Annotated in this window: 16 protein-coding genes; 14 read left to right on the top strand and 2 right to left on the bottom strand. The window is 63.3% G+C overall.

All coding sequences use genetic code 11. The annotated features are described in order from the left end of the window. From ACSZPK_RS09830 to ACSZPK_RS09770, 13 genes are all read left to right on the top strand, one after another. Window positions 1-765 carry a class I SAM-dependent methyltransferase gene (locus tag ACSZPK_RS09830; protein ID WP_437881270.1) on the top strand — a complete coding sequence of 255 codons (765 nt, stop codon included), beginning with the start codon at window positions 1-3 and terminating at the stop codon, window positions 763-765. 55 nt (window positions 766-820) lie between these two features. Continuing rightward, the gene (leuB, locus tag ACSZPK_RS09825) at window positions 821-1,903 is read left to right on the top strand and encodes a 3-isopropylmalate dehydrogenase (protein ID WP_437881269.1); all 1,083 of its coding nucleotides are present in this window, start codon (window positions 821-823) and stop codon (window positions 1,901-1,903) included. Between the two features lie 207 nt (window positions 1,904-2,110). Then, window positions 2,111-3,223 (top strand): aspartate-semialdehyde dehydrogenase, encoded by a 1,113-nt coding sequence (gene asd / locus ACSZPK_RS09820; protein ID WP_437881268.1) that lies wholly within the window; start codon window positions 2,111-2,113, stop codon window positions 3,221-3,223. Window positions 3,224-3,326: 103 nt separating this feature from the next. Next, entirely contained in the window at window positions 3,327-4,334 is a 1,008-nt protein-coding gene (locus ACSZPK_RS09815; RefSeq protein ID WP_437881267.1) for an aspartate-semialdehyde dehydrogenase, read from the top strand. Window positions 4,335-4,478: 144 nt separating this feature from the next. Beyond that, on the top strand, window positions 4,479-7,160 hold the full coding sequence (locus ACSZPK_RS09810; protein WP_437881266.1) for a FimV/HubP family polar landmark protein: 2,682 nt from the start codon (window positions 4,479-4,481) through the stop codon (window positions 7,158-7,160). A 153-nt stretch (window positions 7,161-7,313) separates the two neighbouring features. Then, window positions 7,314-8,204 (top strand): tRNA pseudouridine(38-40) synthase TruA, encoded by an 891-nt coding sequence (gene truA / locus ACSZPK_RS09805; protein WP_437881265.1) that lies wholly within the window; start codon window positions 7,314-7,316, stop codon window positions 8,202-8,204. A 31-nt stretch (window positions 8,205-8,235) separates the two neighbouring features. Further along, the gene (locus tag ACSZPK_RS09800) at window positions 8,236-8,898 is read left to right on the top strand and encodes a phosphoribosylanthranilate isomerase (RefSeq protein ID WP_437881264.1); all 663 of its coding nucleotides are present in this window, start codon (window positions 8,236-8,238) and stop codon (window positions 8,896-8,898) included. A gap of 93 nt (window positions 8,899-8,991) precedes the next feature. Continuing rightward, window positions 8,992-9,882 (top strand): acetyl-CoA carboxylase, carboxyltransferase subunit beta, encoded by an 891-nt coding sequence (gene accD, locus ACSZPK_RS09795; protein ID WP_437881263.1) that lies wholly within the window; start codon window positions 8,992-8,994, stop codon window positions 9,880-9,882. After that, window positions 9,879-11,180: a bifunctional tetrahydrofolate synthase/dihydrofolate synthase gene (gene folC, locus ACSZPK_RS09790; RefSeq protein ID WP_437881262.1), complete on the top strand. Its 1,302-nt coding sequence runs from the start codon at window positions 9,879-9,881 to the stop codon at window positions 11,178-11,180. Before accD ends, folC begins: the two co-directional genes overlap by 4 nt. Continuing rightward, window positions 11,164-11,808: an SPOR domain-containing protein gene (locus ACSZPK_RS09785; protein ID WP_437881261.1), complete on the top strand. Its 645-nt coding sequence runs from the start codon at window positions 11,164-11,166 to the stop codon at window positions 11,806-11,808. The genes folC and ACSZPK_RS09785 overlap by 17 nt, the downstream gene beginning before the upstream one ends. 162 nt (window positions 11,809-11,970) lie before the next feature. Further along, window positions 11,971-12,528: a CvpA family protein gene (locus tag ACSZPK_RS09780; RefSeq protein ID WP_437881260.1), complete on the top strand. Its 558-nt coding sequence runs from the start codon at window positions 11,971-11,973 to the stop codon at window positions 12,526-12,528. 46 nt (window positions 12,529-12,574) lie between these two features. Further along, the gene (purF, locus tag ACSZPK_RS09775) at window positions 12,575-14,080 is read left to right on the top strand and encodes an amidophosphoribosyltransferase (RefSeq protein WP_437881259.1); all 1,506 of its coding nucleotides are present in this window, start codon (window positions 12,575-12,577) and stop codon (window positions 14,078-14,080) included. Between the two features lie 10 nt (window positions 14,081-14,090). Next, window positions 14,091-15,302 (top strand): O-succinylhomoserine sulfhydrylase, encoded by a 1,212-nt coding sequence (locus ACSZPK_RS09770; RefSeq protein WP_437881258.1) that lies wholly within the window; start codon window positions 14,091-14,093, stop codon window positions 15,300-15,302. A gap of 81 nt (window positions 15,303-15,383) precedes the next feature. On the opposite strand, the gene gspD is transcribed toward ACSZPK_RS09770, so the two are convergent. Then, window positions 15,384-17,345 (bottom strand): type II secretion system secretin GspD, encoded by a 1,962-nt coding sequence (gene gspD, locus ACSZPK_RS09765; RefSeq protein ID WP_437881257.1) that lies wholly within the window; start codon window positions 17,343-17,345, stop codon window positions 15,384-15,386. Window positions 17,346-17,359: 14 nt separating this feature from the next. Beyond that, window positions 17,360-17,962 carry a type II secretion system protein N gene (locus ACSZPK_RS09760; RefSeq protein ID WP_437881256.1) on the bottom strand — a complete coding sequence of 201 codons (603 nt, stop codon included), beginning with the start codon at window positions 17,960-17,962 and terminating at the stop codon, window positions 17,360-17,362. A gap of 426 nt (window positions 17,963-18,388) precedes the next feature. On the opposite strand from ACSZPK_RS09760, the gene gspE reads away from it, so the two are divergent. Further along, window positions 18,389-19,888: a type II secretion system ATPase GspE gene (gene gspE, locus ACSZPK_RS09755; protein ID WP_437881255.1), complete on the top strand. Its 1,500-nt coding sequence runs from the start codon at window positions 18,389-18,391 to the stop codon at window positions 19,886-19,888. The last annotated feature ends 13 nt before the right edge of the window (window positions 19,889-19,901 follow it).

Here is a 19,901-nt window from a genome sequence, read left to right as displayed (position 1 = left end):
ATGACCGAGAGAACTCATGCCCAGGTGGTGACCGCACAGTTCGGCGAGCAGGCCAATGCTTACCTGAACAGCGCCGTGCATGCCCAGGGAACCGAGTTCGCGCTACTACAGGCCGAAGTGCAGGGGCGCAGTGATGCGCGGGTGCTCGATCTGGGGTGCGGTGCCGGCCATGTCGCTTTCAACGTGGCGCCTCACGTCGGCGAAGTGGTGGCTTACGATTTGTCCGAATCGATGCTTGAGGTGGTTCGAGATACGGCGCGACAGCGTGGCCTGGCCAACATCCGCGTCGAGTGCGGTGCCGCCGAGCGATTGCCGTTTGACGATGGCAGCTTCGACTTCGTCTTCAGTCGCTATTCGGCGCATCACTGGAGCGACTTGGGGCTGGCCCTGCGCGACGTGCGCCGGGTGTTGAAACCCGGTGGCACGGTCGCGTTCGTCGATGTCGTGTCGCCCGGAAGCCCGCTGCTCGACACCTACCTGCAGACCGTCGAGGTGCTGCGCGATACCAGCCATGTGCGCGACTACTCGGTTGCCGAATGGCTGCGCCAGGTCAGCGAGGCCGGTCTGCATGTGCGCAGTCATACCCGCCAGCGCCTGCGCCTGGAGTTCGCTTCGTGGATCAAGCGCATGCGCACGCCGGATGTGATGCGCGATGCCATCCTGGCCTTGCAGCAGTCGGTCGGCGCCGAAGTGCGTGAGTATTTCGAGATCAGTGCCGATGGCTCGTTCAGCAGCGATGTGCTGGTGCTCTGGGCTGGCAAATAGATAACTTTTCGGTGAGCCGCCGGCTTGCCGTTTTCGATTCTAAGGATGACCTTTTATGAGCAAGCAGATTCTGATTCTCCCCGGCGATGGCATCGGTCCGGAAATCGTCACCGAGGCGGTCAAGGTGCTGGAGTTGGCGAACGACAAGTTCCAGCTCGGTTTCGAACTGTCCCATGACGTCATCGGTGGTGCGGCGATCGACAAGCATGGCGTGCCGCTCGCCGACGAGACGCTGGCTCGTGCCAAGGCCGCCGATGCGATCCTGCTCGGCGCTGTCGGCGGGCCGAAGTGGGACAAGATCGAGCGGGATATCCGCCCGGAGCGCGGCCTGCTGAAGATCCGTTCGCAACTGGGCCTGTTCGGCAACCTGCGTCCGGCCATCCTCTATCCGCAACTGGCCGATGCTTCCAGTCTCAAGCGTGAAGTGGTCGCTGGCCTGGATATCCTCATCGTTCGTGAGCTGACTGGCGGCATCTACTTCGGCGCGCCGCGTGGCAGCCGCGAGCTGGAAAACGGCGAGCGCCAGGCCTACGACACCCTGCCATACAGCGAAAGCGAGATCCGTCGCATCGCGCGCGTTGGTTTCGACATGGCCCGCGTGCGTGGCAAGAAGCTATGTTCGGTGGACAAGGCCAACGTCCTGGCTTCCAGCCAGCTCTGGCGCGAAGTGGTCGAGGAAGTGGCTAAGGATTACCCGGACGTCGAGCTCAGCCACATGTACGTCGACAATGCGGCCATGCAACTGGTCCGCGCGCCCAAGCAGTTCGATGTGATGGTCACTGACAACATGTTCGGTGACATCCTGTCGGATGAGGCTTCCATGTTGACCGGTTCCATCGGCATGCTGCCGTCTGCCTCCCTGGATTCGCGGAACAAGGGCATGTACGAGCCGTGCCACGGCTCGGCGCCGGACATCGCTGGCCAGGGCGTCGCCAACCCGCTGGCGACCATTCTTTCGGTATCGATGATGCTGCGTTACACCTTCAACCAGGCCGAGGCGGCAAACGCCATCGAACTGGCAGTGAGCAAGGTGCTCGACCAGGGCCTGCGCACTGGCGATATCTGGTCCGAGGGCACGACCAAGGTCGGTACCGCCGCCATGGGCGACGCAGTGGTCGAAGCCTTGCGGAATCTGTAATCTGTTGCGCCCGCTAAGCGTCTAGCAAATTCAGGTTGTTGAAAAACGTAGGCGAGGCAGGATGGCCGAGGCAAAAACGACCGAAAAATCGCTGTAAATGAGCTTTTTGAGGTTGTTCTTAACGACGGCAAGCCAACGCTGGTAGTTTTTCAATAGCCTGCTAGTCAGCTTGGAACGGTCCACTTCTTTATTAGGGTGTAGTTGTCTATGAAACGCGTAGGTCTGATCGGTTGGCGCGGTATGGTTGGTTCCGTGCTTATGCAGCGCATGCTGGAAGAGCGTGACTTCGACCTGATCGAGCCGGTTTTCTTCACCACCTCCAACGTTGGCGGCCAGGGGCCGGCAGTGGGCAAGGATGTCGCGCCGCTGAAGGACGCCTACAGCATCGACGAGCTCAAAGGTCTCGATGTGATCCTGACCTGCCAGGGTGGCGACTACACCAGCGAAGTCTTCCCCAAGCTGCGCGAGGCGGGCTGGAACGGCTACTGGATCGACGCTGCGTCGAGCCTGCGCATGGCCGACGATTCGGTGATCGTGCTCGATCCGGTGAACCGCAAGGTCATCGACCAGTCGCTGGACAATGGCGTGCGCAACTATATCGGCGGCAACTGCACCGTCAGCCTGATGCTGATGGCCCTTGGCGGTCTGTACGAGGCCGGCCTGGTCGAGTGGATGAGCGCCATGACCTACCAGGCGGCATCCGGTGCCGGCGCGCAGAACATGCGCGAGCTGATCAAGCAGATGGGTGCCATTCATGGGGCTGTTGCCGATGACCTGGCCGATCCGGCCAGCGCGATCCTCGACATCGATCGCAAGGTCGCCGAAACCATGCGTGGCGAGTCCTTCCCGGTCGACAATTTCGGTGTGCCATTGGCCGGCAGCCTGATCCCCTATATCGACAAGGAGCTGCCGAACGGCCAGAGCCGCGAAGAATGGAAAGGGCAGGCGGAGACCAACAAGATCCTTGGCCGCTTCAAGAATCCGATTCCGGTCGACGGCCTGTGCGTGCGTATCGGCGCCATGCGTTGCCATAGCCAGGCGCTGACCATCAAGCTCAATAAAGATGTGCCGATGGGCGACATCGAAGGCCTGATCAGCCAGCACAACCCGTGGGTCAAGCTGGTGCCGAACCATCGCGAAGCCAGCATTCGCGAACTCGGCCCAACGGCGGTCACCGGTACCCTGAGCGTTCCGGTCGGTCGTCTGCGCAAGCTGAACATGGGCAGTCAGTACCTCGGTGCCTTCACCGTTGGCGACCAACTCCTGTGGGGGGCCGCCGAGCCGCTGCGGCGCATGCTGCGCATCCTGCTGGAGCGTTGATCCTCGAAAGGGCCGGTTCTACCGGCCCTTCTTCTTTTGCGAAATTGCCTGTGCGGTCCGTGGCGGTTAGAGTGCCGCGACTCCTTCAATACAGGCTTTTCTGATGTCCCAAGCGCTCGATGTCGCCGTGATCGGTGCAACTGGAACCGTTGGCGAGACTCTGGTCCAGTTGCTCGAAGAACGGGATTTTCCGTTGGCCAACCTGCATCTTCTGGCAGGTAGTGCCTCTGCGGGTCAGTCCGTGCCCTTCAAGGGCCGTAACCTGCGGGTGCGGGATGTGGCCGATTTCGACTTTTCCCGGGTGGGGCTGGCGTTCCTCGCTGTGGATGCGGCAGTGGCTGGGGCATGCGTCGACAAGGCGCTGGCGGCGGGTTGTCGCGTGGTGGATCTTTCCGCCAGCCAATCGTTGCAGCGCGCCCCGCGGATTGTGCCCGAGGTCAACGGTGCATCGATCGACGCATTGCAAACCCCGTTGGTTGGCAGTCCTGCTTCTGTCGTATGCGCGCTTGCCGTGGTGCTGAAGCCCTTGCAGGAGCGACTGGCGCTGCGCAAGGTCACGCTGACTGCCGCGCTGGCGGTATCGAACTTCGGTCGCGAGGGCGTTGCCGAGCTGGCCCGCCAGACCACCGAGTTACTGAACATGCGGCCGCTGGAACCCCGTGTCTTTGGTCAACAGGTGGCATTTAACTTGCTTGGGCAGTCTGGATCGATTGACTCGGCGGGATTCATGCCCATGGAGCGGCGGATCAGCGATGAGTTGAAACAGGTCCTGGGTATAGACGGGCTGCGGGTTTCCGTAACCTGCCTGGTGGCCCCGGTATTCTTCGGCGACAGTCTTTCGGTTTCCCTGCAATGCTCGCACGCGGTGGACCTGGAACAGATCGTTGGCGTACTGGAGGGGCAAGCAGGCATCGAGTTGGTCGAATCGCAGGATTGTCCGACAGTGGTTGGTGATGCGGTCGGCCAGGATGAGATTTATGTCGGGCGCCTGAGGGCGGGGATCGACGATCCGGCGGAACTCAATTTGTGGATTGCGTCTGATAATGTACGAAAAGGCGCCGCCCTGAATGCTGTGCAGATAGCTGAGTTGTTGATAAAACACCATCTGTAAAAGATACTTACCGCCAAATTTTAGAAATTTTCTAACTTGGCTCAATTCCGTTGAACAGTGCTGACGGGGACCGCGTCAGCGGAAAGGAGCGGTACTGTTCAATCATTTCTCGCAGTCGGGAAAGTTAAAACAAGGGATCACGCTATGGTTCGGGTTCGCAAACTGGTATTGGCAATAGCGGCTGCTTCGGCGTTTTCTTCCGGCACCGCCAACGCGCTGGGATTGGGGGAGGTGACCTTGAAGTCATCGCTCAGCCAGCCTCTCGTGGCGGAAATCGAACTGCTGGAGGTGCGTGATCTCAATGGTACGGAAGTCATTCCAGCCCTGGCCTCGGCTGACGAGTTCAGCAAGGCCGGCGTGGAGCGCGACTATTTCCTGACTGACCTGAAGTTCACGCCGGTCATCAATGCCAAGGGCAGGAGCGTTATCCGCGTTACTTCCAGCAAGCCTGTACGTGAGCCATACCTGAATTTCCTGGTGGAAGTGCTGTGGCCCAACGGAAGGCTGCTGCGTGAGTACACCCTGCTGCTCGATCCGCCAACCTATTCCCCGCAGACCGTCACTGCCGCCGCCCCGCAAGCCCCGGTCGCAGCGCCTCGGCGTACTCCCGCTCCGGCACCTCAGGCGGCGCGCCCTGCCGCCCCGGCACCCGCCGCCGCTCCGGTTGCTCCGCGTGCCACTCCAAGTGCCAAGCCGGCTGCCAGTGATCAATACCGCACCACCTCCCGCGACACCCTTTGGGAAATCGCTCAGCGCAATCGCCAGGGTGGTTCCGTGCATCAGGCCATGCTGGCCATTCAGGAGCTCAATCCGGATGCCTTCGTCGATGGCAACATCAATCGCCTGAAGAGTGGCCAGGTCCTGCGTCTGCCGACCGAACAACAGATCGCCAGCCGTAGCCAATCCGAGGCGCTGACCCAGGTTGCCGCGCAGAACAGCGCCTGGCGTCAGGGCCGCAACCCTGCTGCAGCGAGCGGTGCGCGCCAACTCGATGCCACCAAGCGTTCCAGCGCAGGCGATGCTCCCGCGCGAGCGGAGGTCAAGGACAATCTCAAGCTGGTTGCCCCGGGTAACGAGAAGGCTGGCAATACTTCCAACGCCGGTGACGTCAAGGCGCTCAACGATCAACTGGCCGTGACCAAGGAAAGTCTGGACTCGACCCGTCGCGAGAACGAAGAGCTGAAGAGCCGCATGGGCGACCTGCAGAGCCAGCTCGACAAGGTGCAGAAACTCATCGCCCTGAAGGATGGCCAGTTGGCCAAGCTGCAGGCAGACATGGCCGCACAAGGTAAGGCCGTTCCCGCCGCGCCAGAAGTTCCTGCCCAGCCGGTGGCTACGCCAGCTCCGGGCGATGCTGCGCCAGCGGCTGCTAAGCCGGCCCCGGCTCCTGTTGAGGGCGCTGTCGAGGCCGAACCCGCTGAGCCCGACGAGTCCAAGCCCGAGGCTGCGCTACCTGCTGCCAAGCCGGCGCCAGTCGAGAAGCCGGCCGACAAACCGGCTGCAGCCAAGCCGGCGTCCCCCAAGCCGGCTCCAGTGCAACCGGCCGAACCGGTTGCCGAGCCGAGCTTCCTCGACGACCTGTTGGCCAACCCCATGCTCCTGGCTGCGGGTGGCGGCGTTGTCCTGCTTGGCCTGATTGGCCTGCTGATCGGTTCCCGGCGCAAGGCCGCGAAGGAAGAGCGTCAGGCGTTTGCGCAGGATGGTGGCGACGATAGCGGCGACACCTTCAGCGTTGACCTGAGTGACCAGAGCGACAGTTTCTCCGGGCTGGACCTGGACAAGCATGAAGAAGAGTTCGTCGCGCCACGCACCGCCGACGCACTGGGTGAGGCCGATATATACATCGCCTATGGCAAGTTCAACCAGGCGGCCGAACTGCTGCACAATGCGATCAATGACGAGCCCCAGCGGACTGACCTGCGCCTCAAGCTGATGGAAGTTTATGCTGAGCTGGGTGACCGCGATGGTTTCACCCGTCAGGAGCAGGAGCTGCGTGAAATCGGCGGAGCCGCTGCCGAGGTGGAACAATTGAAATCGAGGTATCCGGCCATGGTTGCCGCGGCTTTGGTTGCTGGTGCCGCGACACTGGACGACCTCGACAGCTTCAGCCTGGATGACCTGACCTTGGACGATTCGGTTGCCGCAGCGCCTGCTGCGCCGGCAGCGATTGACGACCTGGACGACGCCTTCGACCTGAGCCTGGATGAGCTGGACAAGGAACTGGCGGAAAAGCCCGGCGACCTGGGTGATTTCACGCTTGATCCCCTGGTCCCGCAGGACAGCGCTGCCGACGATCTGGACTTCGACCTGGAGTTGGGTGAGGAAGAGGCATTGGCCGCGGGCGCCGAAAACCTGCCGGCTGCCGATCTGCCGACATTCAGCCTTGATTTGCCGGAGACTGAGTCGGATGCGCTACTGGCGGACGATGACTTCCTGCTGAGCCTGGACGAGCCGAAGGCCGAACCGGCTGCTGCCGATCTTGGCCTGCCGGATGACTTCGATCTTTCGCTGCCGGAAGAGCCTGCCGTGGCCGAGCCTCAGGCCGACAGTTTTGCTGCTCAATTGGATGAAGTCAGCGCCGAGCTGGATCAACTGGGCGGGGATTTCGCTGAGGCCTCGGCTCTCGATGATGGATTGGACGACCTTGATGAGGAGTTCGACTTCCTCTCCGGGACCGACGAGAGCGCGACCAAGCTGGATTTGGCGCGGGCATACATCGACATGGGCGATACCGAAGGCGCCCGCGACATTCTCGACGAGGTGGCGGCCGAAGGTAACGAGAGCCAGCAGCAGGAGGCACGTGAGCTGATCGCCAAGCTGGTCTGAGAATCGTAAACAGGTTCTGAGACTTGCTGCGCGTTGGCTAAGCGGCGTTGAAAATGGCTGCGGATGTTTGTTTTGCGCATGTAAACTTCGCCTCCTCAGTCATTCACTCCACCGTTTGCCTCTAGCTGGCTAGAGGCTGAACAGGTTCTGACAATGCCCCACGAAGTACCCAAGACGGCAGCCGAGGAGGCTGCCGTCGCCGTTTACAGGATCGCCCTTGGCGTCGAATACAAAGGTTCGCGCTATCGCGGCTTTCAGCGCCAGCGCGCGGGTGTGCCATCGATTCAGGAGCGTCTTGAGACTGCCCTGTCCAAGGTCGCCGGCGGCGCCCCGGTGACCCTGAGTTGTGCCGGACGTACCGATGCTCTGGTGCACGCCAGCGGTCAGATAGTGCATTTCGATACGACGGTCGAGCGCACCATGCATGCCTGGACCATGGGGGCGAATCTCAACCTGCCGCCGGATATCAGTGTGACCTGGGCCAGGAGTATGCCGCTCGCCTTCGATGCGCGCTTCAGTGCCAAGGCCAGGCGTTACCGTTATGTGATCTACAACGATCAGATCCGTCCGGCGCACATGGCCGAAGAGGTGACCTGGAACCATCGCCCGCTGGATATCCAGCGCATGCGCGAGGCGGCTCGGCATCTGGTCGGCACCCACGATTTCAGTGCATTCCGAGCGCGGCAGTGTCAGGCCAAGTCGCCGATCAAGACCGTGCATCATCTGGAGATCCTCGAATGGGGCCGTTTCCTGGTCCTGGATATCCGTGCCAATGCCTTCCTGCATCACATGGTGCGCAATTTCGCAGGTGTGCTGATGACCATTGCCAGTGGCGAGCGCCCGGTGGAGTGGGCCAGGGAAGTGCTGGAAAGCCGCGTGCGGCGCACCGGCGGCGTTACCGCGCACCCTTACGGGCTGTATCTGGTGCAGGTGGAGTACCCGGATGAGTTCGAGTTGCCGCAGCGCTACCTCGGCCCGCATTTTCTTTCCGGTTTGCCGGACGTCATGGCAAATGGTGCTGGTCCTGCTGGCGCCATTTGCTAATATCCGTGCTTTTCCCTCCGGGTAGTCGTACTTGACGATCGTTCGCAGCAAGATTTGCGGTATTACCCGCATCGAAGACGCCCTGGCCGCGGTGGCAGCTGGAGCCGATGCCATCGGCCTGGTGTTCTACGCCAAGAGCCCGCGTGCCGTGAGCCTGGAGCAGGCGCGCGCGATCGTTCGGGCGTTGCCTCCTTTCGTCACCAGCGTCGGCTTGTTCGTCAATGCCGGGCGAGAGGCGGTGGCGCAGACGCTCGCCCAGGTGCCGCTGGACCTTCTGCAGTTCCACGGCGACGAAACCGCTGCGGACTGCGAAGGCCATGGTCGCCCCTATATCAAGGCGCTGCGTGTCCGTTCCCAAGATGAGGTGATCGAACAGATCGCGGCTTACCCGAACGCTTCTGGGGTGCTGCTCGATACCTATGTCGAGGGTCTTCCCGGCGGCACCGGCGCGGCGTTCGACTGGTCGCTGGTGCCGGAAAACCCCGGGTTGCCAGTGATTCTCGCGGGAGGCCTGACGCCGGCCAATGTGCGCGAGGCCATCGAGCGCGTCCGGCCCTATGCGGTGGATGTCAGCGGCGGGGTCGAGATAGCCAAGGGCATCAAGGACGCTGGCAGGATCCGCGCGTTTATCGATCAGGTGCGCGCGGCATGTGACGGCCCGGCTGGAGCTGCCGTCCATAACCAGACTTTTTAACGTCGGCATGCGTAGCGGGCTACGCGGCGGGCTGTGGATACGAGTTTCTCCGGGCGGCTGCAGGCCGTGCCGGAACAGCGATGGAGAACAAGCATGAGCAACTGGTTACGAGACAAGCTGATCCCTTCGATCATGCGTTCCGAGGTCAAGAAGAGCTCGGTGCCGGAAGGGCTGTGGCACAAATGCCCGTCCTGCGATGCCGTGCTTTATCGCCCGGAGCTGCAAAAGACCCTGGACGTCTGCCCCAAGTGCAACCACCACATGCGCATCGGTGCGCGCACCCGCCTGGACATCTTCCTGGATGCCGATGGCCGTGAGGAAATCGGTGCCGAGCTGGAGCCGGTCGACCGCCTGAAGTTCCGCGACAGCAAGAAGTACAAGGACCGCATCACCGCCGCTCAGCGCGATACCGGTGAGAAAGACGCGCTGATCGCCATGAGTGGCAGCGTCGAAGGCCTGCCGGTAGCGGTCTGTGCCTTCGAGTTCAGTTTCATGGGCGGTTCCATGGGCGCCGTGGTCGGCGAGCGTTTCGTCCAGGCGGCCAACGTCGCCCTGGAAAAGCGTTGCCCGCTGATCTGCTTCGCCGCTTCGGGTGGCGCGCGCATGCAGGAAGCGCTGATTTCCCTGATGCAGATGGCCAAGACCTCCGCGGTGCTGGCGCGTTTGCGCGAAGAGGGCATTCCTTTTGTCTCCGTATTGACCGACCCGGTCTACGGTGGCGTTTCCGCCAGCCTGGCGATGCTGGGCGACGTGATCGTCGCCGAGCCGCGTGCGCTGATCGGTTTCGCCGGCCCACGCGTGATCGAGCAGACCGTACGCGAGAAACTGCCGGAAGGTTTCCAGCGCAGTGAGTTCCTGCTGGAGCACGGCGCCATCGACCTGATCATCTCGCGTCAGGAACTTCGTCCGCGTCTGGCGCGTCTGTTGGCTCAGTTCCAGCATCTTCCTTCCCCTGTATCCGTTCAGGTTCCGGCGACCGCATGACTCAACGATCCCTGGCCGACTGGCTGGCCTATCTCGAACAACTGCACCCGAGCGCCATCGACATGGGGCTCGACCGTAGTCGCGAGGTGGCCCGGCGCCTCGGCCTGGGACGACCGGCACCGCTGGTCATCACCGTTACCGGCACCAACGGCAAGGGCTCGACCTGCGCGTTCCTGGCTGCACTGCTGCGCGCCCAGGGCAAGCGCGTGGGCATCTACAGCTCGCCGCACCTGCTGCGCTACAACGAGCGCGTCCAGGTCGACGGTGTCGAAGCCGGCGACGCGGAGTTGTGCGAGGCCTTCGCGGCTGTCGAGGCGGCCCGCGGCGAGGTTTCCCTGACCTATTTCGAGATGGGCACCCTGGCGGCGTTCTGGCTGTTCGAGCGTGGCGGGCTGGATGCCGCAGTGCTGGAAGTCGGCCTGGGCGGACGGCTGGATGCGGTGAACCTGGTCGATGCCGATCTCTCGCTGGTGACCAGTATCGGTCTCGACCATGCCGACTGGCTGGGCGATAGCCGTGAGTCGGTGGCGTTCGAGAAGGCCGGTATCTTTCGCCAGGGACGTCCCGCGCTTTGTGGTGACTCCGACCCACCCCAGCCGCTGCTCGATCGTGTGGCCGAGCTGGATTGCCCGTTTTTTCTCAAGGGGCGGGACTACGACCTGCATCTGGGGGCGACCACCTGGAACTGGTCCGGACTGGATCGTCAGGGGCGGCCTCTGACGCTGGACGGCCTGCCGTTGCTTGATCTGCCGATGGAGAACGCGGCGCTGGCCCTGCAGGCCTACGCCTTGCTCGACCTGCCTCTGAATGCGGCGGCTATTGCCCGGGTGCTCAAGGAAACGACTGTCACCGGTCGACTGGATCGACGTAGCATCACCTGGCGAGGCAAGTCGCTGACCCTGCTCCTGGACGTTGGTCACAATCCGCAGGCCGCTGTGTATCTGGCGGGTCGACTGATCGCAAGACCTACGAGCAACCCGCGCCGGGCAGTATTCGGCCTGTTGGCCGACAAGGACCTGGCTGGCGTGATCCAGCCGCTGTTGCTGGAAATCGGCCAGTGGGCTGTCGCGGCATTGCCCAGTTCGCGCAGCCGCACGGCTGCCGAACTCGAAGCCGCCTTGTCCAATGTCAATGCGTTGGTGCAGGCTTATGCTGGCGTGAGCGAAGCGTTGGTGGCGCAGTGCGACGACGCGCAGGACGGGGATGAAATCCTCGTATTCGGATCTTTTTACTGTGTGGCCGAAGCCATCGAATGGCTGGAGTCGCTAGCGGAGGATGACAATGGCAGGGCTGGATAAGGGCTTGAAGCAGCGTATCGTCGGTGCGCTGGTGCTGCTGGCGCTGGCGATCATTTTCCTGCCGATGCTCTTCAGTCGCCAGGACGAGTCGCGTCATGTCGTGGTCGACGCGCCCGCGATGCCGCAAGCACCGGCCGCGCCCCAGGCCAATCTCGATCCGGTCGACGTGCCCGAGCCCCAGCCGGTGCCGGAAGATGAAGTGCCTCCTGTCGAGCCCGTCGAGTCGCCGGAAGTCGCCACGGCGCCGATTCAGCCGCCGGCGGACGCTGTCGCGCCGGTGAAACCCCCGGCCGAGCCCATCGCCGCGTTGCCCAAGCCCGCTACCGCGCAGCCTTCGAGCGTACCGCCCCCTGTGGCGCCAGAGACCAAGCGCCTGGATGCGAATAACCTGCCGGTCAGTTGGTCGATCCAGCTCGCCAGCCTGTCCAGCCGGCCAGGTGCCGAGGAGTTGCAGAAGAAGCTGCGCAGCCAGGGCTACAACGCCTACATTCGCAACGCCGAGGGCATGAACCGGGTCTTCGTCGGTCCGCTGATCGAGCGTGCCGAAGCGGACCGCCTGCGTGACCAGCTCAATCGCCAGCACAAGCTCAAGGGCTTCGTGGTGCGCTTCCAGCCGGAAAAGGGCTGACGGTAGCCTGTAGCCTGTAGCCTGTAGCCTCAAGCTGCAAGTCAGGGCAAAGGCGCTGCGTTGAGTGCTTTCACTTGAGGCTTGTCGCTTTAGAGCGCTTCCCATGACGGCCGCTCGCGGCTCTGCTAAAATCCGCCGCCTTTCCCTTTTCCAGGCAGCATCGTGGCATTCACTTGGGTCGACTGGGCGATCATCGCCGTCATCGTCATTTCCAGTTTGATCAGCCTCAAACGCGGCTTCTTCAAGGAAGCCCTGTCGTTGCTGACCTGGATCATCGCAGGCGTGGTCGCCTGGATGTTCGGTGGCGCCCTGGCGCAGCATCTCGAAGGTTTCATTGCCACGCCGTCGGTGCGCGTCATCGCGGCCTGTGCGTTGTTGTTCATCGCTACGCTGCTGGTCGGGGCGTTGGTCAATTTTCTTATCGGCGAGCTGATTCGGGTCACCGGCCTTTCCGGTACCGACCGCTTTCTCGGTATGGTCTTCGGCGCCGCGCGCGGCGCGCTGCTGGTGGTGGTGCTGGTCGGACTGGCCAGCCTGGCGCCGGTACAACAGGATGAGTGGTGGCAGCAGTCGAGCCTGATGCCGCATTTCCTCATGGTCGCGGATTGGTCGAAGAATCTGATTCTCAGCCTTTCCAGCCAATGGTTGGCCAGCGGTGTCAGCGATCCCGCTGCACAACTGCCGTTCAAGGAAGGTTTCCTGCAGCCCAAGCTGCCGTAGGATGCCCGAGTAATAGCCTGATTCACAAACGTAGGGGTTGCGTCACATGTGTGGCATCGTCGGTATTGTCGGTAAGTCGAACGTCAACCAGTCTCTGTATGACGCCTTGACCGTTCTCCAGCATCGCGGCCAGGACGCTGCCGGCATCGTCACCAGCCATGATGGCCGGTTGTACCTGCGCAAGGACAATGGCCTGGTGCGCGACGTGTTCCACCAGCGCCACATGCAGCGCCTGGTTGGCCACACCGGCATCGGCCACGTGCGTTACCCGACCGCGGGCAGTTCCAGCTCGGCCGAGGCGCAGCCGTTCTATGTCAACTCGCCTTATGGCATCACCCTGGCACACAACGGCAACCTGACCAACGTCGAGCAGTTGGCCAAGGAGATCTACGAGTCCGACCTGCGCCACGTCAACACCAACTCCGATTCCGAAGTGTTGCTCAACGTCTTCGCCCATGAGCTGGCGGTACGCGGCAAGCTGCAACCCACCGAAGAGGACGTATTCGCCGCCGTTGCCGGTGTGCATGAGCGCTGCCGTGGCGGTTATGCCGTCGTGGCGATGATCACCGGCTACGGCGTGGTCGGTTTCCGCGATCCCAATGCGATCCGTCCGATCGTCTTTGGCCAGCGCCATACCGACGACGGCGTGGAGTACATGATCGCCTCCGAGAGCGTCGCCCTCGACGTGCTCGGTTTCAGCCTGATCCGCGACCTGGCGCCGGGCGAGGCGGTGTACATCACCGAGGACGGCCGCCTGTTCACTCGCCAGTGCGCGAAGAACCCGCAGTACTCGCCGTGCATCTTCGAGCACGTCTACCTGGCGCGCCCGGACTCGCTGATGGACGGCATCTCGGTGTACAAGGCGCGCCTGCGCATGGGCGAGAAGCTGGCCGAGAAAATCGTACGCGAGCGCCCCGGGCACGACATCGATGTGGTCATCCCGATCCCGGATACCAGCCGTACCTCGGCGCTGGAGCTGGCCAAGCACCTGGGCGTCAAGTTCCGCGAGGGCTTCGTCAAGAACCGCTACATCGGCCGTACCTTCATCATGCCCGGCCAGGCCGCGCGCAAGAAGTCGGTACGCCAGAAGCTCAATGCCATCGAACTGGAGTTCCGTGGCAAGAACGTGATGCTGGTGGACGATTCCATCGTACGCGGCACCACTTGCAAGCAGATCATCCAGATGGCCCGCGATGCCGGTGCGAAGAAAGTGTATTTCTGCTCCGCCGCGCCGGCGGTGCGTTACCCGAACGTCTATGGCATCGACATGCCCAGCCCTCATGAGCTGATCGCTCATGGTCGCACCACCGAGGAAGTCGCCGAGCTGATCGGTGCCGACTGGCTGGTCTACCAGGACCTCGACGACCTCAAGGAGGCCGTGGGGGGCGGCAAGGTCAAGATCGAGCATTTCGATTGCGCGGTATTCGACGGCCAGTACGTCACCGGCGACGTCAACGAGGCCTACCTGAACCGCATCGAACAGGCCCGTAATGACTTGGCCAAGGCCAAGAGCAACGCGGTAAGCGCGATCATTGACCTGCATAACGATTGAGGAGTTTGCGATGAGCCAGGAATGGGATGCGGGGCGTCTGGACAGCGATCTGGAAGGCGTAGGCTTCGATACCCTCGCGGTACGCGCGGGACAGCACCGCTCGCCGGAAGGCGAGCATGGCGAGGCGATGTTCCTGACCTCCAGCTACGTGTTCCGCACCGCGGCCGATGCGGCGGCGCGTTTCGCCGGTGAAGTGCCGGGTAATGTCTACTCGCGCTATACCAACCCCACCGTGCGTGCCTTCGAGGAACGCATCGCCGCGCTGGAGGGCGCCGAGCAGGCCGTGGCCACTGCGTCCGGCATGTCGGCGATCCTGTCCATCGTCATGAGCCTGTGCAGCGCCGGCGACCATGTGCTGGTGTCGCGCAGCGTGTTCGGTTCGACCATCAGCCTGTTCGAGAAGTACCTCAAGCGTTTCGGCGTCGAGGTGGATTATCCGCCGCTGGCGGATCTGGGCGGCTGGGAAGCGGCGTTCAAGCCCACCACCAAGCTGCTGTTCGTCGAGTCGCCGTCCAACCCGCTGGCCGAACTGGTGGATATCGCCGCCCTGGCCGAGATCGCCCATGCCCATGGCGCGCTGCTGGCGGTGGACAACTGCTTCTGCACCCCGGCGTTGCAACAGCCGTTGAAGCTCGGTGCGGACATCGTCATGCACTCGGCGACCAAGTACATCGACGGCCAGGGCCGTGGCCTGGGCGGTGTCGTCGCCGGGCGCAAGGCGCAGATGGAGGCCGTGGTCGGCTTCCTGCGCACTGCCGGCCCGACCCTGAGCCCGTTCAACGCCTGGATGTTCCTCAAGGGCCTGGAAACCCTGCGCGTGCGCATGCAGGGGCATTGCGCCAGCGCCCTGGAACTGGCGACCTGGCTGGAACAACAGCCAGGCATCGAGCGTGTGTTCTACTCGGGCCTGCCGAGCCATCCCCAGCATGAACTGGCCAAGCGCCAGCAGAGCGCTTTCGGCGCGGTGGTGAGCTTCGAGGTAGCCGGTGGCAAAGAAGCGGCCTGGCGTTTCATCGATGCGACCCGGGTGATCTCGATTACCACCAACCTCGGCGATACCAAGTCGACCATCGCCCATCCGGCGACCACGTCCCACGGCCGCCTGTCACCACAGGAGCGAGCCAACGCGGGCATTCGCGACAACCTGATCCGGGTTGCCGTCGGCTTGGAAGACGTGGCTGACCTGAAGGCCGACCTGGCACGAGGGCTGGCAGCGCTCTGATTGGGCTGCGCAGTCACAAGCCTCAAGTTTGAAGCAGATGCCTTATTCGGTTCTGCTTCGAGTTTGAGGCTTTTTTCTATCTCAATGTTCGGGCCGCAGATCGATAGCGTTGCCGCGGCCATCGAACAGGCGCTTGGCTTCCCGCGGTAGCAGCGTCGAACCCTCGTCATCACCGCCAAGCACGCGTATATCGCTGTATTTCTTGCCCGACAACGCCGACATGCCGGCTTTGTCGCGTACCACCGTGGGCCGCAGGAACACCATCAGGTTGCGCTTGGTGTGGGTGTCGCTGGTGGAACGGAACAGCCTGCCCAGGAACGGAATGTCGCCCAGCAGCGGCACCTTGGAATTGGTGCTGGTGACGTCGTCCTGGATCAGCCCGCCGAGCACGATCACCTGGCCGTCGTCGGCGAGGATGGTGCTCTTGATCGAGCGCTTGTTGGTGACCAGGTCCACCGCCTGGGAGTTGAGCGTGGTACTGGGCGCGATGGAGGAGATTTCCTGTTCGACCTCCAGGCGCAGGGTCGCGCCGTCGTTGATGTGCGGCGTGACCTTGAGGGTCACGCCAATGTCTTCGCGCTCGATGGTGGTGAAGGGGTTGCTCGAACCTGACGAGTCGGTGGTGTAGGAACCGGTCTGGAACGGTACGTTCTGGCCGACGAGGATTTCCGCCTGCTGGTTGTCCAGGGTCAGCAGGCTCGGCGTGGACAGCAGGTTGCTCTTGCTGTTCGACGACAGTGCCGTGACCAGCGCGCCGAAGTTACTGCTGCCGATGCCGATGATCGCACCATCCGGCAGGGTGGTGCTGTCATCAAGCTCACCCGACTGGATCGCCTGCAGCACCGTGCCCACCGACAGGCCGGTATTGGAGAAGTTGACCCCGCCAGCGCCGCCGGTCCCGCCGCGGGCGTCCACCGCCCACTGCACGCCGAGGGCGTCGCTGATGTCGCCGGAGAATTCGACGATGGCGGCTTCCACCATCACCTGGGCACGCGGGGTGTCGAGACGGCGCACGATGTCTTCCAGGGTCGCCACGGTATCCGGATCGGCCAGCAGCACCAGGGCATTGAGGCTCTCGTCGGCGCGGATCAGGATGTTCTGTGGCTTGCCGCTCTGCTGGGTCTGGCCCTGGCTTTGGCCGCCGGTGGTTTCCGGGGTCTTCAAGCCTTCGGCGACGTCGCCAAGGGTTTCCGCCAGGGACTTGGCATCGTTGTAGCGCAGGCGGATCACCCGCGTGTTGGCCGAGCGCGAGGAGGGGATGTCCAGCGAGCGCGCCAGGTTGGCCAGGCGCGAGCGGGCCGCGGGTGGGCCAAGGATGATCAGGCGGTTGGTGCGCGCGTCGGCGATCACCCGCGTGCCGGCGCCTTCGCGTTTCTCGCTGCGCATGATCGAGTTGTTCAGCGCATCGGCTGCATCCATCACCCAGGCGTATTGCAGGGTGACCACGTTGTAGTCGCTGTTGCCCTCGGAATCGAGTTGGCTGATCAGCTCGCGCACGCGCTCGATGTTGGCGCTGCGGTCGCTGATGATCAGCGCGTTGGAGGCGGCCACCGCGGCCAGGTGGCCGTTCTGTGGCACCAGGGGGCGGATCAGCGGGATCAGCTCGTTGACCGGCGTGTGCTGGACCTGGATCAGCTCGGTCTGCATGTCGTCCGGCGCCGGCCGGCCCAGGTTGGCGTTGGTGCGCGCCTCGGTGATCGGTACCACGCGCGCCTGGTCGCCCTGGGTCAGGACGCTGAAACCATGGGTGCTCATCACCGACAGGAACAACTGGTAGACCTGATCGAGTTCCAGCGGCTGCTTGGAGATCACCGTCACCTGGCCTTTGACCCGGGGATCGACGACGAAGGTCTCGCCGGTGATTTCCGCCACCTGGTCGATGAAATCGCGGATGTCCACGTCCTTCAGGTTGATGGTCCAGCGTGCGTCGCCCTGGGGTGTGCTCTGCACCTGTTCCTGGGGCGCGGCCAGCGCTGGCGGCGTGAAGCACGCGCTACCGGCGGCGAGCAGGGCGAGAGTCAGGCGGGGGAGCAGATGTGGCATGAACGGGCTCGCTTTCATGGCGTGGGTTTCGGGGCATTGGGCTTGAGCAACCGCAGGCCTTCGGGGTCGATGTCGACATCGACGTCATCCTCGGCGCCGGTGCCGCCCGGATCTTCCTCGATCGAAGGTGGCTCCTCGACCGGGATTACCCGCTGGATGGCCTTGTTCTCGGGAAAGAACAGGTTTTCCAGGCGCGCGCCGCTCTGCAGCTCGACACGGTCGCGGTAGATGGCGTGCAGGGTGACGCTGTTGGTCAGGTTGTCGCCTGCCCGGTAACGCTTGGGCTGGCCGCTGCCGGACTGGATGATGGCGCTGGAACGTGACGGATCGACGTTGACGAAGCTGCCCAGCAGGCGAAGGCTCATGCTGGTCTTGCGTGGCGCGGAGGTGGCCTGCGCAGGAACGCCGAACAGGGATTCGATGGCCGCCAGGTTGGGCTCGCCGTGCCCGCTATCGTCCTGCTCGGCCGTATGGCCTGGTGCGGCCTGCTGGTTCAGGCGCCACCAGGCCAGCGCCTGCTTGCCCAGGCTGGCACTGGCGAGCGCCAGCAGCAACACGAGCAGCAGAGAAGGTGCCAGGCGTACCAGGCGACGTGAATGGATAACCGGCAAACGCATTCTCCCGCAATCGAACATCCTTGGTCATGACCGGCAGTATCGACACCACGATTTGCTATTTATCCCGCAGCGGACCGAATGCGCGACAGTCTCGTTGCACGGGCTGCCGCAAGGGCAGCTCAAGAGCATATACAGTTGCCGGAGCTTATGAGGCATGGCGCGTCTTTTCAATGGTGGCGCCTCGCTTGATGCAAAACGCATTGCAGATAGCAACTTGCGCTTCCCGATTGAACCCTTGGCGGTAAAAACGTCATATTCCTGGCGTAGATGGATGACCTTCGCCAGCGCTCTGGGCTAGGGTCTGTTAGGCGCAAGCTGGTATTCGCAGGTTAACGTCCGTTTCTGCCATGACGCGCCATATCGTGATTCGAGACCTGGCGTGAACGCACGCGGCAGTAGCCGCTACTTTTCGAAGGACCCACCGCCATGCCCACCGAATCGCTCCAGGCGCCAACCATACCGTTCCGCGCCTTGCCCTTCGCGTTCGCCAAGCGTCATGGCGTGTTGCTGCGCGAAACGCCGACAGGCGCGCGGTTGTACGTCCGCGAAGGGGCGGCGCTAGCGGCCGTGCATGAGGCCCAGCGCTTCGCCAGGCGACGGTTGCCCTTGAGCTGGCTGGCGCCCGAGTCGTTCGAGCGCGAGCTGGGCATGGCCTATCAGCGTGACTCGTCGGAGGTACGCCTGATGGCCGAAGGCCTGGGCGCCGAACTCGACCTGGCCAGCCTGGCCGAACTGACGCCCGAGGCCAGCGACCTGCTGGAGCAGGAGGACGATGCGCCGATCATCCGCCTGATCAACGCCATCCTCAGCGAGGCGATCAAGGCCGATGCCTCGGACATCCATCTGGAAACCTTCGAGAAACGCCTGGTGGTGCGCTTCCGCGTCGATGGCATCCTGCGCGAGGTGATCGAGCCACGCCGTGAGCTGGCGGCATTGCTGGTGTCGCGGGTCAAGGTCATGGCGCGCCTGGATATCGCCGAGAAGCGCATTCCCCAGGACGGGCGCATTTCCTTGAAGGTCGGTGGCCGCGAGGTGGACATCCGCGTCTCGACCCTGCCGTCGGCCAACGGTGAGCGCGTGGTCCTGCGCCTGCTCGACAAGCAGGCCGGGCGCCTGTCGCTGCAGCACCTGGGCATGAGCGAGCGCGACCGGCGCCAGCTCGACGAGAACCTGCGCAAGCCCCACGGCATCATCCTGGTCACCGGCCCCACTGGTTCGGGCAAGACCACCACGCTGTACGCCGGCCTGACCACGCTCAACGACCGCTCGCGCAATATCCTCACGGTGGAAGACCCGATCGAGTATTACCTCGAAGGCATCGGCCAGACCCAGGTCAATGCCCGCGTCGACATGACCTTCGCCCGTGGCCTGCGCGCCATCCTGCGCCAGGACCCGGATGTGGTGATGGTCGGCGAGATCCGCGACCAGGAAACCGCCGACATCGCGGTACAGGCTTCGCTGACCGGTCACCTGGTGCTGTCGACCCTGCACACCAACAGCGCGGTCGGCGCGGTCACCCGCCTGGTGGACATGGGCGTCGAGCCGTTCCTGCTGTCTTCCTCGCTGCTCGGCGTGTTGGCCCAGCGCCTGGTGCGCGTGCTGTGCCCGCACTGCCGCCAGGCCCGCACGGCGGACGAGGCCGAGTGCGCCGTGCTCGGCATGGGCGTGCAGGTGGCGCCGATCATCTACCACGCCGAGGGTTGCAGCGAATGCCACCAGCAGGGCTATCGCGGCCGTACCGGCATCTACGAGCTGGTGATCTTCGACGACATGCTGCGCACCCTGGTGCACAATCGCGCCTCCGAACAGGAATTGCTGCGCCATGCGCGCAGCCTCGGCCCAGGCATTCGCGAAGACGGCCGGCGCAAGGTGCTGGACGGCATCACCACGCTCGAAGAAGTGCTACGCGTGACCCGCGAAGAGTGACAAGGACGTAAGG

This window comes from Pseudomonas sp. LRF_L74 (assembly GCF_965644255.1).
Lineage (GTDB): Bacteria > Pseudomonadota > Gammaproteobacteria > Pseudomonadales > Pseudomonadaceae > Aquipseudomonas.
This window is presented reverse-complemented; position numbering and strand designations above follow the sequence as displayed.